16 protein-coding genes are annotated in these 14814 nt (G+C 52.2%); 6 read left to right on the forward strand and 10 right to left on the reverse strand.

Features of this window, described 5'->3' with window-relative positions:
* Positions 1-52 precede the first annotated feature (52 nt).
* Positions 53-724: a DUF1232 domain-containing protein gene (locus JOD24_RS05390; RefSeq protein ID WP_429246466.1), complete on the reverse strand. Its 672-nt coding sequence runs from the start codon at positions 722-724 to the stop codon at positions 53-55.
* 198 nt (positions 725-922) lie between these two features.
* Here JOD24_RS05390 and JOD24_RS05395 point away from each other — a divergent pair, with 198 nt between their 5' ends.
* Positions 923-1105 (forward strand): hypothetical protein, encoded by a 183-nt coding sequence (locus JOD24_RS05395; RefSeq protein WP_083820476.1) that lies wholly within the window; start codon positions 923-925, stop codon positions 1103-1105.
* Here the strand turns inward: JOD24_RS05395 and JOD24_RS05400 are convergent.
* The 8 genes from JOD24_RS05400 to JOD24_RS05435 all read right to left on the reverse strand — a co-directional run bounded on the left by JOD24_RS05400 (position 1034) and on the right by JOD24_RS05435 (position 8616).
* The gene (locus JOD24_RS05400; RefSeq protein WP_429246467.1) at positions 1034-1639 is read right to left on the reverse strand and encodes a hypothetical protein; all 606 of its coding nucleotides are present in this window, start codon (positions 1637-1639) and stop codon (positions 1034-1036) included. The two genes, JOD24_RS05395 and JOD24_RS05400, sit on opposite strands and share 72 nt — an antisense overlap.
* A 142-nt stretch (positions 1640-1781) precedes the next feature.
* The gene (locus JOD24_RS05405) at positions 1782-3146 is read right to left on the reverse strand and encodes a DUF58 domain-containing protein (protein WP_429246468.1); all 1365 of its coding nucleotides are present in this window, start codon (positions 3144-3146) and stop codon (positions 1782-1784) included.
* Positions 3097-4059, reverse strand: a complete 963-nt coding sequence (locus JOD24_RS05410; RefSeq protein ID WP_380163172.1) for an AAA family ATPase — start codon at positions 4057-4059, stop codon at positions 3097-3099. The genes JOD24_RS05405 and JOD24_RS05410 overlap by 50 nt, the downstream gene beginning before the upstream one ends.
* Entirely contained in the window at positions 4002-5222 is a 1221-nt protein-coding gene (locus JOD24_RS05415; RefSeq protein WP_380163173.1) for a DUF4350 domain-containing protein, read from the reverse strand. The genes JOD24_RS05410 and JOD24_RS05415 overlap by 58 nt, the downstream gene beginning before the upstream one ends.
* Positions 5219-5842, reverse strand: a complete 624-nt coding sequence (locus JOD24_RS05420) for a DUF4129 domain-containing protein (RefSeq protein WP_380163174.1) — start codon at positions 5840-5842, stop codon at positions 5219-5221. The genes JOD24_RS05415 and JOD24_RS05420 overlap by 4 nt, the downstream gene beginning before the upstream one ends.
* 29 nt (positions 5843-5871) lie before the next feature.
* Positions 5872-6783, reverse strand: coding sequence for a glycerophosphoryl diester phosphodiesterase membrane domain-containing protein (locus JOD24_RS05425; RefSeq protein WP_380163175.1), 912 nt, complete (start codon positions 6781-6783; stop codon positions 5872-5874).
* Positions 6784-6855: 72 nt separating this feature from the next.
* A complete protein-coding gene (locus JOD24_RS05430) occupies positions 6856-7920 on the reverse strand; it encodes a M42 family metallopeptidase (protein WP_429246469.1) in 1065 nt (354 codons plus the stop codon).
* Positions 7921-7935: 15 nt separating this feature from the next.
* Positions 7936-8616 carry a YneB family resolvase-like protein gene (locus JOD24_RS05435; RefSeq protein ID WP_429246470.1) on the reverse strand — a complete coding sequence of 227 codons (681 nt, stop codon included), beginning with the start codon at positions 8614-8616 and terminating at the stop codon, positions 7936-7938.
* A gap of 73 nt (positions 8617-8689) precedes the next feature.
* Between JOD24_RS05435 and JOD24_RS05440 the strand changes: the two genes are divergently transcribed.
* The 5 genes from JOD24_RS05440 to JOD24_RS05460 all read left to right on the forward strand — a co-directional run bounded on the left by JOD24_RS05440 (position 8690) and on the right by JOD24_RS05460 (position 12504).
* Complete coding sequence (locus JOD24_RS05440; protein WP_429246471.1) at positions 8690-8893, forward strand: DUF896 domain-containing protein; 204 nt, start codon at positions 8690-8692, stop codon at positions 8891-8893.
* Positions 8894-9070: 177 nt separating this feature from the next.
* Positions 9071-9478 (forward strand): transcriptional regulator, encoded by a 408-nt coding sequence (locus JOD24_RS05445; RefSeq protein ID WP_380163179.1) that lies wholly within the window; start codon positions 9071-9073, stop codon positions 9476-9478.
* Between the two features lie 203 nt (positions 9479-9681).
* Positions 9682-10356, forward strand: a complete 675-nt coding sequence (locus tag JOD24_RS05450; protein WP_380163180.1) for a TerC family protein — start codon at positions 9682-9684, stop codon at positions 10354-10356.
* Between the two features lie 164 nt (positions 10357-10520).
* Positions 10521-10988 carry an acyl-CoA thioesterase gene (locus tag JOD24_RS05455; RefSeq protein ID WP_380163181.1) on the forward strand — a complete coding sequence of 156 codons (468 nt, stop codon included), beginning with the start codon at positions 10521-10523 and terminating at the stop codon, positions 10986-10988.
* A 106-nt stretch (positions 10989-11094) separates the two neighbouring features.
* Positions 11095-12504 carry a UDP-N-acetylmuramoyl-tripeptide--D-alanyl-D-alanine ligase gene (locus JOD24_RS05460; protein WP_380163182.1) on the forward strand — a complete coding sequence of 470 codons (1410 nt, stop codon included), beginning with the start codon at positions 11095-11097 and terminating at the stop codon, positions 12502-12504.
* Between the two features lie 45 nt (positions 12505-12549).
* Here the strand turns inward: JOD24_RS05460 and JOD24_RS05465 are convergent, their stop codons facing one another.
* A complete protein-coding gene (locus JOD24_RS05465; protein WP_429246472.1) occupies positions 12550-14766 on the reverse strand; it encodes a YheC/YheD family protein in 2217 nt (738 codons plus the stop codon).
* Positions 14767-14814 lie beyond the last annotated feature (48 nt).

Below are 14814 nucleotides of genomic sequence, written 5' to 3' on the forward strand. Positions count from 1 at the left end.
GAAATGAAGGGTCGCCCCTCTTTGTTGCCAAAGGGGGGCGACTGTGGATCGCTCAGTTTTGGACCGATTCCGTTTCATCCCGGGATTTATTCATATTGGATACACGGTTTAAAACCAACTTCACCGCGATCGCGTCATCCAGATAACCGATCGGAAAGATATAGTCGGGGATAATATCCGTGGACAGAATAAAGTACAACAAAGCACTCCCCAGGATGGCGCGTTCCGAAGAAGTCAGATCCGACCTGGAGTACTGTGTATAGATCTGCTTCAACTCCTCGATAAAAGGACCCGCCCCACCCACCTGCCGGACTTTGGGGTGAAATTTTTTCTGAATCATCTGCTCGCCCTCTTCGGTCAGGGCGTATTGTTCATAAACCACCAATTCTTGCTTGACGCGATCGATCGTGTATTGCAGATCATGCCCTTTGGAAGCCCCGATAAATTCCTGAATCATATCCACAGAGGCATGCAGATCCGACTGTTGCTCCACCTTCACCGTGTCTATTTTGTAACCGGCCGCTCGGTACAAGGTATCTAAAGGGACATCCAAACATTGGGCAAACAACTTCAGGTGCTTCGGCTTCGCTTGTTGCTTCCCGTTTGCGATTCTGGAGATCGTTGCCGTATCAATCCCCGTCAGCCTGCTCAGCCTGCGCATCGAGATCGAACGTTCCTGCAGCAAATGCCTTAAGAGCATCCCGATCTGATTTCCCTCATCCATACTCTCCCTCACCACTTCCGTTTCAACTGAGTGTTACATTCTATTTCTTTTTTCCACACCAGGTGTGGAACGGATCCCCACTAAAAGCATTGTGAAAAAGCCGTCATACCCACATGCCCAGGGTCGCTTCGCTCCCCGGTCACGCTATGCACTCACCAGTACAAGTCTCGCCAGGGTGCTTTCGCACCCGGTCTCGCTATGCAGGCAGGGGTGGGTTTCACATGGAGTGATTTTGGATCGTCAGAACAACGAAAACGACATGTGAAACCCAATCCCGACCGACCCAGCCAGAACCAAATCACAACGCTTCTAAGGAGTAAACAGTGGATTGGCTTCAGGAAATTGCAACAGGCGGTTGAGCGGGATCTCCCCGGAAAATAAGGATTGGTCCACCGCGATCAACAGAACCAACCCGACGAGCAAACTGTATGTCCATGGCTTCCGCAACAACCACGGGATCGGCTGGGGTGTTTTTTGCACCCGCCTCCGCTGTCTCCTCACTTCCTCATATATGAGTCGGATGATCATGATCAGGGTGAACACGTAGATGAGATTCATCAAGCCGATCATATATATGGGTGCCTCCCGATGAACCATCACGCCCAGCATCGCCCCCATCATCCCACCCATGATTCCCGCCAACATGCCGTCCAGAGAGGCCATCAGGTGTACAGGCCTGCCGGCGGAATATCCCACCGCCATACCTGCCAAGACCGCGTAGACTGTCGGGGCAAACATTTCATTAAATAACACGCCGAGCAACGTTCCCACCAAGAGACTCCCCATCATGGCCACTCCCATGGCCAGCATCATCGTCACCATACAAGTCAGATCCTCCCGGTGGCGATGAATCAACAGCAATGAATAACCGGTGAGAAGGGTGACGGACAACATGGCGCTCGCGGCGACAAGCACATGGATTCCCCCTTTTCGAAAAAAGCGGTTCCTCATTTTAATCCATGAACCGGGGCGTGCGGTTATGTCTGGATTCATCATTTTCAGTTCCCCCTCACAACAACCAAAGAGACCCGCCATCCGGGTCTCTTTGGTTGCCTTCCTATAGCAGGGCACGGTTTTTGATCTCGATGTATTGGTGGATTACAGAGGTGGCCAGCTGGCCGGAACGGACATCCAGCACCACCGTTCCCCGTCGTTTCAGGAGGTCCATGCGATCGGTTCGCTCTTCCTTCACCTCCTCCGCCACCGACTTCCGGTAGACCTCCCCCGTTTCCCGGGGCAACAGGTTTCTTTCCCGGTCCAAAAGCGGATCCCGGATGGTCACCGTCATCACCAGATGCCGTCGCTGCAACACGGCCAACTGTTCTGTCAGTTCATCGGCAAAAGTCAAATGGCCCGCATCGGTGAACAATGCAACCAAGGCCCGCCGTTTTTGGCGAAAACCTAAAGTCTCCACCGCCATCCGATAACCCGACTCCACAAATTCCGGCTCCAAATCGAAACAGGCTTCCACCAACCGTTGCAGATGAGAATGTCCTTTTCCCGGAGGAACCCAGCGCAGAATCCGATTGGAAAAAGCCAACAAACTCACCTGATCCCCTCTCTCCAATGCGATCGCCACAAAAGCGAGCACAGCTTCCACCGCTCGGTCTAGACGGGTCAACTCCCCATCCTTCACTCCCATCACCCGCCCACAATCGATCAGAACGGCTACATGCTGCCCTTGCTCTGGTTGATATACATTGGTGGCCAACTTTCCCCGGCGGGCGGTGGCCATCCAGTTGATCTGTCGTGGTTCGTCATCCGGGACATACTCCCGGATATGAGAAAAATCCGAACCTCGCCCTGGGCCTTGACGGGCATAGGGGCCCTTCGTGGACAGTTGCTTTTTGTAAACCCCACCCCGCACCCTTCTCACCTCTTGCAAACGGGGATAAACCCGGATCTCCTCCCCACCTTCCACAGACTGCTGTCGCATCCACAAACCCAGACGACCGCTAACGCGGGCATGAATCCGCCCGAATCGGTGGATTCCCCGGCGGTGGGGGCGAATCGTATATTCCGCTTGGACCCTTTGCCCCGGCGACAGGCGGAGTTCCATTTCTCGCCGGCTGACTTGAAAACCTTGGGGAAAATCGTCCCGCAGGATACACCGAACAGGATAGGGAGCCTGATGACGGACTCTCAGCTCCACCCGATTCTCCTCGTCGATTTCAAAAAAAGCGGGATGGGAGCGTTTCAGCTCCACCTTCCCAAATTGATAAAGCGAGTACAAATCCACAATGGAGAAAATCAGACCGATCCCTAAACAGGCCAAAGGCGTCCAGCCCGTGGAATCCCACAGGAAAGCCACCAGAGTGATCGCGGCTCCCACCGCTGTCCAGCCCAACAACCGAGGCGTTGGCACCCAGGCATTATCGCGGAACCACAACCGTACTCGTGATCTCTTCGATGAGGTCGTCAATATTTAACCCCTCCAGTTCCACATCTGGGTTGGGTACCACACGGTGACGAAGTACCGGTTTCATCACGGTTTTTACATCATCCGGAGTGACATAATCCCGCCCTTCCATGGCCGCCATCGCCTTTCCCAAACTGAGGAGATTCAGTCCCGCCCGGGGACTGGCTCCCAGCATCACCCGCGGATGCTGACGGGTGGCCCGGACGATGCCGGCGATATACCGAAGGACCGACTCTTCCACCTGCACTTCCTCCAACATCTTCCGACAAGCGAGGATCTCCTCCACACCTACCTGAGGGAGAAGAGCGGATTCCCGGCGCTCTGTCATCCGATGTTCCCGAAGCACCGCAATCTCCTCTTCTTCCTCAGGATAGTCCACCATCAGCTTAATTGAAAATCGATCCAGCTGCGCTTCCGGCAGGGGATAAGTCCCTTCATATTCGATGGGATTTTGCGTCGCCACCACGAAGAAAGGTTGTGGCAATCCCTTCCCCTCACCATCCACAGTCACCTGTCCCTCCTCCATCGCCTCCAGGAGGGCCGCCTGGGTTTTGGGAGGTGTCCGGTTGATCTCATCCGCCAGGATGAGATGATGGAACAAAGGGCCCTTCTTAAAGGTAAATCGACCCGACTGTAGATCAAATACCTGGGTCCCCGTCACATCTGCCGGCATCAGATCCGGAGTGAACTGGATGCGAGCGAAGGAAGCATCCACCACCTGTCCCAACGCTCGCACCATCAAGGTCTTGCCCAATCCCGGTACCCCTTCTAACAGTGCATGCCCTCCTGTCAATAGGGAACCCCAGAGAAATCGGAGCGACTCACGCTGACCGACAACCTTTTTTTCCAAGTGAGAAATCACTCCTTCGGAAATGTCTCCGATCCGTTGCGTGTCGATCCTCCCTTGATACTCCATGCTTCCATCTCCTCTCTCATGGTTTGAATCTCCCGGCTCCATCGCATCAAGGTGCGGCCTTTCGGCGAGTCCGACAAATGATTTACTTCACTGACCAGGGTTTGCAGACGTCGGGTGAAATCCCTACCCATCATCTGTTCGGCCCGCTCATACACCACTTCCTCTGTAGCTTGCTGAGGCAGACCCAGGCGAATTTTCATCTCCTTCATCAAGGCATTTAGCTGAATATCCAGGGCTTCCTGTCCCAAGCCAGCCCGTTCATAAAGGGAAGCCATAGCTCGAATATATTCGTTCCCGGTACGCGTCACACGCACATTTTCCCAGCGGGGAGAGGCAAATCGTTTTCCTCTGCGATACAACCACAGGATAAACAACAAGAAAAGTTGCAGCGCAAACCACCACATCATCGGAGTGAACAGATCAGTCAAACCCAAAGTCTCCTCTTCCATCTGAGAAGGCAGCAGTCCCTCCCAGTGCACCGTCTCATCAAACCAGACCTTCCCCTGACCCTTTGTCAGAGAAGCCAAGTACAGAGCCAGTGCCACATGATCCCCCTGATCGATCCCCTCATTGGTGATCGGCTCCGCCTCTGGTATGTAAAAAACCGCTCCCTTCCCGATGTTTCGCATCCCCACCCGGACGATCCCCTCTTGATCCATCCATGCCTCGTCTAGGTCAGCAGAGGAATCCAGCCTGCCATCTGAAGCAAAATGGAGAGTTCGGACCTGGGTTCGCCAGCCATCGGAAACCTGGGACATATGAATCTCTTGTTCTCCCTGATGCCCTCCATGGGCCTGTAACCCCAGCCGATCAGAGAGTAAATTACCCGGTTTGGACCAGATCACCACCGTATTTCCCTGTTGAATCCACTTTTGCAAGCTTTCCAAAGCAGGATTAGTCAACATCATCCCCTGGGGTTCCACAATCCAGAGAACATGTCCTGAGGAATCAGGCAGACGGTTCCAACTCGCCTCCCAGCGGTCCACGGGAACTCCCCGATGATCCAATAACCGGTAGATCCCTCTTAAACCCTCTTCTGCTGAACTTCGGCTGGAATACGGGGGATGGGAAGCATCCAACCAAGTGGAGAGGAACCAACCGGCCCCTATCCCGACCAGCAGGATCATCAATCCAAGTGCCCAAACCTTGGCTTTCCCCTTCATTCACGGTCACCCCCTTGTATCAAGAGAGCGGACAGGCGACGGAATTTCCGATAGTCTCCATCCCCTGCTTGAAGTTGTCCATACCAAACTAAATCAAATCGAAGGGTCAAAGCGGAAAAGAGAGACAACAGACTGGAACCGTTTTGCTCCACTTCTCGCCGGTATTCCCGGTTCGTTTTATGATCTGAGCGGATCAATACCCCGCGTTCATGCAGTGCCGTAAGCACAGCCCAGAACAAACACCGGATCCCTTCCTTGTAATCTCCCTGCTCCGCTTTCTTTTCCCCTTCTTCCCACCAGTGTTGAACCTCTTCACCTACAGGCATCGAAGAAGAACCTGCGTCTTCTTCCACACGACGGGTATAATGAACCCTCCGCTGGATCCAGAAAAAAGCGAGAATCAGGATCAGCAGGATCAGTACCGGAAGTAACCAGCCCCATCCCACTGGTATCTGAATTCCGAACAGATCCCTCAACCATCCTCGAAGTAGATCATCCCATTGATCGTACCATGTATTGAGTCGGTTCTGCAGATCGACCCACCAACTTCCACGTGCCCTCTCCTCTTCTTTTAATATCTCATCAAGCTGTCGTCGCACCTCCTGGTATTCCGATGACATAGGCGGAAAACCCTCCTGTCCATTCCATGCTATAAAGCAGACCCTTCCAACCGATCGGTCTCCTCGATTAGATCCATCCCTTCTTTTTTTGTACGCCGTTCAAAATACACTAGTGCTGCCATCATCCAGGCAGGTGCAGTCAGTAACGCTGTCAAAATCGCCATGAGAAGAGCCTGAACCAGATTGGCAAACCAGAACCACCCTGGCGAAAAAAATGTTTCAACGGAAAGGAGCAACAACACCTGAACCAAAGAGGGAAGCATATTAAATACATAGAGAATCAGGACCAACAGGATCAGCAAACCAAAAATTCGCCAAAAAGACCACCGAGTCAACTGCCAACTTCTCTTCAAAGCTCCCCAATAAGCGATATTTTCTTCCAGAATCACAGGTACAGCCAGAAAAAAGCGAACATAAAAGAAGATCCCGAACCCCAGGGAGACCAGCCCCCCTGGAAGGAGGAACACCAAAGCGACTTGCCACCATCCAGCCAATCCTACCAAGAGTCCGGGGGTCAGGGGAACGATCATCGCCCCCAGGATCAAAATCCATTTGATCCAGACGGTCGCCAGAGTCTGCCCACCGAATCGGATCGCCAGCTGGAAAGCTTGTCTCAGAGAGAGGGCAGCCTCACCCCGTACAAATCCTTGGGTCACTCCCGTTACAGAAGCACCTGCAAATGGCCCCAGGAACATGTAGCACAGGATATAGACCAAACCAGAGATCACAAGTAACATCTCATTCGCTGGATCGGTCCCACTTGGACCGGAATCCAGCTGAAACATGGAAAAATACAAAAAAAAGGTACCTAAACCGATAAACGTTCCACACACCATCCAAACAGATCGAAGGTTGGTTCGGAGGGCACGAAAGACGCCGTCCAGAATTTCAGTGAACCTCCAAGGCCGAAGGCCTCCATTCGACGGTGATTTCTGCGTCAAGTCATCTCCCCCTTGTATTTAGAATGACAGCCCGGAAATGGGCTTCCGGGCTGAGAGTAGGGTTGGGATGGATCATTGTCCACGGATCTGACTCAACTGTTGTTCATCGAGGCGACGAACCACTGCGGTTAAAAAGCGCTTCGCCTGCTGGATATCCCCCCGATCTACGACGGCGGCATGGGAATGAATGTAACGGGCACAGATCCCTACTGCAGCGGATGGAACCCCTTCCCCGGTGGTATGGACAGAGCCGGCATCCGTTCCCCCTTGAGAGACAAAGAATTGATAGGGAATCCCCTCTTCTTCCGCCGTCTCCACCAAAAAGCGACGCATCCCGGCAAGAGGTACCATCGAACGATCCATCAAGCGGATGACTACCCCTTTTCCCACTTCTCCGAAACCGTTCTCCACTCCAGGCGTATCCCCCGCCGGCCCTACATCCACTGCAAAGAAAACATCGGGTTTCACCCTTTGTGCCGCCGTAACTGCCCCTCGGAGACCTACTTCTTCCTGGATGGTCGCCCCGGCATATACCGTATTGGGGTGAGTGTGGTCTTTTAAATCCTCCAGAAGCTCCAAAGACAGGGCACAGCCAAATCGGTTATCCACCGCTTTGGTCATCAGTCGGCTGCCCCCTTCCATCTCCACCACCGGGCAAACCGGTACGATCGCGTCCCCGGGTTGAATCCCCCACTTCTCCACCTTTTCCGCATGATCCGCTCCGATATCGATAAACATCTCCGTGATCTCCATCGGTATCTTCTTTTTCTCTGCATTTAACAGATGCGGTGGCATCGAGCCAATCACTCCAGGGATCCGTTTCCGATCTTGCGTAATCACTTCCACCCGCTGGGCCAGCATCACCTGACCCCACCAACCTCCCAGGGTCTGAAACTTAATAAATCCCTTATCTGTGATCCGGGTCACCATAAATCCTACTTCATCCATATGACCTGCTACCATGACGCGGGGGCTCTCCGACTTTCCCCGTTGAACCCCAAACAGACTGCCCAGACGATCTTGGACGGTCTCATCAGTCAATTCACTAATCTCCCGTTGTAGGTATTCCCGCACTTCACCTTCGGCTCCCGGCACTCCGGGCAGTTGCGTCAACTCTCCAAACCGTTTCCAATCCATTCTGCAACCACTCCATTACTTTGATATGTAGCCTTCTTTTTCTGGCTTCCCTTCAGAAATCTGGGCCTTCTGCCATTCCAGGTACCGACGGTGAACCGTTGCCCGAGAGACATCATAAACGAAACCTTGCAGTGTGGCCGCAACCTCCTCGAAAGTCAGCTTTCTCTCCCGTAAGGCCACAATTTGTTCCAGAGGCACCTCCTTTCGGGAGCGGCCACCCTGTTCCCTGTTTTTTAAGTTTTTTTCCGGACGATACCCTTCCCGGACTGCCCGGCGGATCCCCTCAGAAATTTTTCGCTTCATCCAATTGCGTTGCAGCTCCTCCACTCGGGCCATCGTTTCCAGTATCCTCCATTCGCCCGCGCTCAACTCCAGCTCTCCTTTGGACCAAAGACTGTATATCTTACAATCCGCACGGGTCAACTGGTGAATGATCGCCAGCTTGGTATCCTCCTTTCCCAGGCGGCTGTCATCATGTACCAACACCACTTCCACCTGCTTTTCTCGGATGGCGTCCAACAGGCGAAGGATTCCCTCACGATCCAGATCCCAGCCGCTATGCCCTTCGGTAATCGTCTCCACCACTTCTACACCGAGCTCGCTGGCCCAAGCGCTTAATGCTTCCACTTGCCCTTTCAAACTGCTCTCCTGCTTTGGGTTTTGGGCGGAAATCCTGGCATACAGAATGCCTTTCAACTCCGCATCCTCCTTTCCATCCTTGCCATATGCCTTTTCATTCTGTAAAGTGTTGAATGAAGGAGTGATGCTGGTGATTACTGACGAACTGATCCAACGGATCAATGAACTGGCCCGTAAACAGAAAGCAGAGGGACTCACTCCCGCAGAAAAGGAAGAGCAGCAACAGCTCCGCCAAAAATACCTTCAAGGGATTCGCGGATCCGTGAAAAGTCAATTGGATCGGATTCGCTTTGTGGATGACCCCTCCTGCGTCCCCTTTATTATAAACAAGTGAGACCGGGAACGAAATAATAAAGCCCCCAAAGGGGGCTTTATGTATAGACAAAGGGTAATTATACTTAAACAAATCAGAAATTCAGGGTTTATATTACAAACTAGTTATTGATAAAAATAAGTCGGTATATTATTGTAAAATAAACAGACAAAAGATTCCCATTGGGGGGATTTTTACGTGTTGCCATACAAAGAGCTGACCCGTGTGGACAAACTGGTCCACGAACCGGCCCGGCTAGCCATTCTGAGCGCGCTGTCTGCATGTACCTTGGCTGAATTTCTGTTTCTGCAGGAACTGACTGGATTGACTAAGGGAAATCTCTCCAGTCACTTGACCAAATTGGAAAATGCTCAGCTGGTGACCATCGACAAACATTTTGTCAGAAAAAAAATCCCACAGACCACCATTCGAATCACAGAAGAAGGGCGTGCCGCAGTCAAAAAGCATTGGGAACATCTGGAGTCCATCCGACGGGCAATTCGTCAACAGGGAGCCCTGGGGGATCGCACCTCCCTGAATCAGTTATCCATCTCGGGTCCCCCACTCTCCTTTGAGAAAAAACGGGCAAAAGAAGACTTGACTTAATCCTGTTTTTTTCGTACGATGATTTTATTCAATTACATATCGTCTTTTTCCTGATAAAGGGGAGTAGCTTTAACAACAAAGTCGTCATTACGGGATGGGCGGTCCCCGGCTTTGTTGACGACGCTCGGCGTTGTTTGTGAGACCTTTACCACTAATTTGTGGTGAAGGTCTTTTTATATTCCCAAAAAGAGAGGTTGAAACTCATGACCGACATCTTTTCATTGGATTTTCTGCAAGCACTGATCTCCATCATTATCATCGACTTGGTCTTAGCCGGGGACAATGCCATTGTGATTGGCTTGGCTGCTCGGAACCTTCCCAAGGAAAATCAAAAGAAAGTGATTATCGGCGGAACCGTCGGAGCCATCATCATTCGGGCTGCAGCTACCTTGGCAGTGGTTTGGTTGTTGAAGATTCCTGGCCTGCTACTGATTGGCGGATTAATCCTGATCTGGATCGCCTTTAAACTTCTCATCGAAGAAAAAGGAAAGGAAGATGTGAAAGCCAGCAGCCATGTATGGGGGGCCATCGGAACCATCATCGTAGCAGATGCCGTCATGGGCTTGGATAACGTGTTGGCCGTTGCCGGCGCCGCCCACAGCAGTTACCTACTCGTCATTCTTGGGCTGATGATCAGCATTCCGATTGTCGTATGGGGGAGCACCATTATCCTGAAATGGATTGAACGCTATCCTTGGATCATCTATGTCGGCTCTGGTGTATTGGCCTGGACTGCTTCTAACATGATCGTGGATGAGCCCTTCTTGAAAGAATTTTTCATAGAACAACCGGTGTTGAAATGGACCTTGAATGCAGTCATCATCATTGGAGTCCTCGCCCTCGGTCACCGTGTCAAAAAGAAAGCAACCCACCATTAAACCGAAGCAGGAATCTTCACTCTTGTCATAGGCTTGACAGTTTCATCTCTTCATGAAATCCTTTGATCATCGAACGCTGGCCTCATTTGAATCCAGGTACTTTCACATACTAGGTGAAAGTACCTGACTCATGCGTCTGATGAGCTACCAAAGGAGAGATCCCTGTGAAACCCGTACCAACAGAACGTTCTCGCACAATTAAAACCTCTCTGGTGTTGCCTCCGGATACCAACCATATGGGTACCATCTTCGGCGGGACTATTTTGGCCTATCTCGATGAAGTAGCCGCCATCTCAGCCATGCGCCACAGCGGAGAAGCAGTCGTGACCGCTTCCTTTGACTCCGTCGATTTTCTGACTCCCGTAAAAGAAGGGGATATTATCACCGTGGAGGGTTTTGTCACTTGGACAGGGCGCACTTCGATGGAGGTCTATGCCAAAGTGAGTTCAGAGAAATTACCCGAAAGAGAAAAGAGATTGACAGCCACCTCTTTTATCACCATGGTAGCCGTGGATGAACACGGAAAACCGAAGCCGGTCCCTCCGGTCCAACCCCAGACGGAAGAAGAAAGGCAACTCTACAAAACTGCTCCACATAGACAACAACTGCGAAAGCAGGGAAAACAACTCTAACAGGGAATGAGAGCCGGCTTGCTTCGGCTCTCATTCTAATATGGGCATCTCCTCCGTGCCGCATGACCCCGCTACCGAATAGGATGTTTACGAGCATCCATCCGTCATGATGGGGAAAGAGGAGGCGGTACTTACGAAATCCCTCACCCTGAATCAATGTATCCAAATTATCGGGGGAACCTTGATCCGCGGGGATGGGGGGCGGACCCTCCGCGCGGCCAATCTGGGCAAGCCCCGAAGACTGGCCAAAAATCAGATCTACTTTTACTCCAAGTCCCGTTCATGGGATAAACAATTGGCCGGATTGCAGTCGACTCCCCCTGCCGCAGCCGTTCTTCAAGAAGGTATCTCCGGGTCTTCGATTCCGAGTTCCGTAGCCATTGTACGGGTTCCTGATGTGAATCAAGCCATCTGGCGTTTGGCCAACTGGAACTGGAAACAAATTTATCCTCGGGTGGCCGCTGTCACTGGGAGTGCTGGCAAATCCACCACCACCTCCATGGTTACTTCCATTCTCCGACGTTCCAAGCGAGTGGTTCACACCCAGGGCAATCTGAATACCTTTACCTACCTTCCGTCTTATCTGTTGAGGTTATCTCCTGGGGATGAAATTCTCATGCTGGAGATGGGAATGAAATCCTTTAATAATATCGCCCGCCAATGCCGGGTCGTTCGCCCAACAGTGGGGGCAGTGACCAATGTGGGGGAAGCCCATGCCGGCCACCTTGGAGGCGTCCAAAAAGTGGTCAAGGCGAAACAAGAACTCATTGATGGCCTTCGCCCTGGTGCCACCCTGTACCTCAATGCCGACTGTCAGCGTTCCAAACAACTCTCCACGCGCCGATTTCGAGGATCTGTCTATACCTTCGGAATCCGAAACCCCGCCGACATCCGGGGTGGGAACATCCAATACAGCACAAACGGGATGTCCTTCGATGTGATGACCGAAGGAAAAAAAGGCAGATTTTTCATTCCCACCTGGGGAGACCACAATATCTTGAACGCTCTGGCCGCCATCGGCATTACGAGAACTTTAGGCATCGGTTTTCATCAAATCCGGGACGGCCTGGCCAAGGTGAAACTGCCTCGAATGCGCCTGCAAAGAATCCGGGGCACCCAGGGCCGCACATTGATCAACGATGCATGGAACGCCAATCCCTCTGCCATGAAAGCGGGACTCTCCGTTTTGAAACATTTATCCTCCAAACGACCCAGTATTGCCGTCTTGGGGGATATGATGGAATTAGGGGGATATACCCGAACTGGACACCGTGAGGTAGGCCGATTTGCTGCCCGAATGAACCTGCATCAACTAATCACATACGGACAAAAAGCCCAGGAGATCGGGCGAACAGCCGTCGCCGTCGGCATGGATCCCCATCGGGTCCACCATTTTTCCAATAGAAATGCTCTGCTGCGACACTTGCACAGCACACCTACCGGTTCTGTGATCTATTTCAAAGCCTCCCGAAAACAAAAATTCGAGAAAATCGTCAATTCCCTTGCACGCGGATAATTCACCGCGTGCATTTTCAGTTGCAAACAAAGACCCTCCCTGGATTCAGGTTGGCGTCTCCCGCAACATTCGCTTATGGATCTGCTGTAACCCTTTGGCGGATTCATCCCATGTGAAGAAGGACACGGCACGACTTCTTCCTCTTTCCCCCATTTGCCTCCGCTTCTCCGGTTGATTGAGGAGCTGGGTGCAAGCATCAGCCAAATCCCCCCTCTTCAATTCCGTTTCGGAGAGCAGAATCCCCGTCTTCCCCTCCACCACCACTTCGGGAATGCCACCGGTCCGAGCAGAAATCAGAGGAAGTCCACAAGCCATCCCTTCTAGATTCACCAAATCGAAGGACTCTCGTTCCACAGATGGAGTCACCAACAAATCCGACGCTTGGTAATATCCTGGCATCTTTTCGTGATCTGTATAGGGAATCCAAGTGACAGACTGAGAGATCGGTCGGATCTCTTTTTTCAGCTTTCGGACATAGGCAGTCTCCACCGGGCGACCGTAACGGTTACTACCAATCAGCAAAAGATGGAGATCTGGATCATCCCTCAACATTCTCCGGAAGGCGCTCACCAGCAGGTGAACCCCCTTTTGCGGGACCACCCGTCCTACAAACAGAATCACCTTTTTATCTGTCAATCCCAGCTCCACCCGAATTCGATCCCGGTTTACCGACTCCTTTGCAGGGGAAAAACGGTTTGGATCCACGCCGGGATAATCGATCCACACCTTTTCCCTGTATTCGGGAAACATGCCTACCAGAGTATTTTTCAGATATCGACTATTTACCAGCAGCCCATCTGCAAAACGGAAGTGAAGCCGTAAGCGGGAACGGGAAAAAACTTGGAGAAAACGGCCGGAATGGAGTGATAACAAAACTTTTGCCCGGGGACAAGCCATTCGCACCTCAGGAAGCAATTCGGGACGGTTTTCCACCTGTATGAGATCAGGACGGAGACGGCGCAGCTCTGCCAAGCCTTGGTTCAGATAGCTTCGGCGATTCGAGGTATCGATCGCCAAAAGATGCGCCCGGATCAAACCTTCTCCCCCGCGACCCAATACGTGGATTTCACCATTGGAAGCGATTCGTTCGGACACCTCCCGGACCGATGTTTCCACAGAGCCGCTTTCTTTGCCCGACAAATCCAATGCTCCCGGAGTCCAAAAGAGGGTGACCGGCTGTTCCATACGCCTCCTCTTCTCTTCCCGAACCAGATGCCCCGCATATTGCATCGGGCGTTGGAAGGTCTTCTCCCACATCTCCCTCTCCCCTGCTTGGAGGAAGGTAATCCGCAGATCTCGGCCATTCACTTCAATCAACCAGACCTTGCCGGAAGAATCCACTCCGATATCCAATCCCAGGTCGGCCAAGCCAGGAATCTGGTCATCTAGGGTTCTCGCCGTCAGCAAGGAGACCTCCTCGATAGAAGAAAGGAGGGCATCCTGCGTGAATTCCGCTTCACTGAGAACAGAATTCAATGGGCGGGAAGATCCACCCACCGTCAGATTAGTCGCGATCGCTCCAGGTATTCCCACCTTAGCCACCATGCCGCTGACAGACCAATTTCCATCCTCTCCTTTTTGAACAGAGACCCGGATATCCACCGGTCGCCTCTCTTTCAATCGAAACAGATCCAGCCCTTGTTGGACCAGATAAGGCCTTTCCGCCTGGAACACCCGATCTGCAACCTCCCTGGTCGAGAGTATCTTCGCTTCTCCGAAAGAGGAGCTCATCCGTACCTTTCCCTCCCCTGCGTGCTCCACTCTGTAGATCCCCCTGGCCAGACTGCTGTCACAGGGTTTCAGATAGATTTGAGGATGCTTTTGCAGAAAGGAGTTTACCCTATCTACCATACCCGGGGACACCTGCTCGGTTTCCGGCAAGTGCTCTTTCAAGCGAGGAATCCCACGGAGCAGCTCGTATACCTTCCACTTATCGAGGCGGTTGTCGCCGTTGAACAACCGGACACATCCTCTTTCCTGAATCCTCTTCAATCCGGATGGAAGCTCCAGCGGCTTGATCCGGTTGTGAATCACAGATGGAATCGGTCGAACCACCCACCGGTAATGGCGGGTGGCCGTTCGCACCACACCCTTGACCTGCCAAGTCGGAGTCGACAACCCTTCTGGACTGAAGAAAATTGGCTGTAAGCCGATCTGTCGCGCAAAACGATCATATAATTCGATGAATTCATAGGAGAGGCGACCTCTCAAAATTTTTCTCAAGGTGCCTCTACTGAGCAAAACTCCCACATCCACAAACATTCCATATGGCCTCCCTTCCCTTCCAATGTATGTCAAGGAATCCCTCTG

Source organism: Kroppenstedtia sanguinis (assembly GCF_050433445.1).
Classification (GTDB): Bacteria; Bacillota; Bacilli; order Thermoactinomycetales; family DSM-45169; genus Kroppenstedtia; species Kroppenstedtia sanguinis.

What these genes read in the sequence shown, in the direction of transcription:
- JOD24_RS05395 (WP_083820476.1), top strand. Translation starts at nt 923, where the DNA reads ATGCAGGCAGGGGTGGGTTTCACATGGAGTGATTTTGGATCGTCAGAA.
- JOD24_RS05415 (WP_380163173.1), bottom strand. Translation starts at nt 5,222, where the DNA reads ATGAAGGGGAAAGCCAAGGTTTGGGCACTTGGATTGATGATCCTGCTG.
- JOD24_RS05410 (WP_380163172.1), bottom strand. Translation starts at nt 4,059, where the DNA reads ATGGAGTATCAAGGGAGGATCGACACGCAACGGATCGGAGACATTTCC.
- JOD24_RS05430 (WP_429246469.1), bottom strand. Translation starts at nt 7,920, where the DNA reads ATGGATTGGAAACGGTTTGGAGAGTTGACGCAACTGCCCGGAGTGCCG.
- JOD24_RS05450 (WP_380163180.1), top strand. Translation starts at nt 9,682, where the DNA reads ATGACCGACATCTTTTCATTGGATTTTCTGCAAGCACTGATCTCCATC.
- JOD24_RS05465 (WP_429246472.1), bottom strand. Translation starts at nt 14,766, where the DNA reads ATGTTTGTGGATGTGGGAGTTTTGCTCAGTAGAGGCACCTTGAGAAAA.
- JOD24_RS05420 (WP_380163174.1), bottom strand. Translation starts at nt 5,842, where the DNA reads ATGTCATCGGAATACCAGGAGGTGCGACGACAGCTTGATGAGATATTA.
- JOD24_RS05390 (WP_429246466.1), bottom strand. Translation starts at nt 724, where the DNA reads ATGGATGAGGGAAATCAGATCGGGATGCTCTTAAGGCATTTGCTGCAG.
- JOD24_RS05460 (WP_380163182.1), top strand. Translation starts at nt 11,095, where the DNA reads ATGATGGGGAAAGAGGAGGCGGTACTTACGAAATCCCTCACCCTGAAT.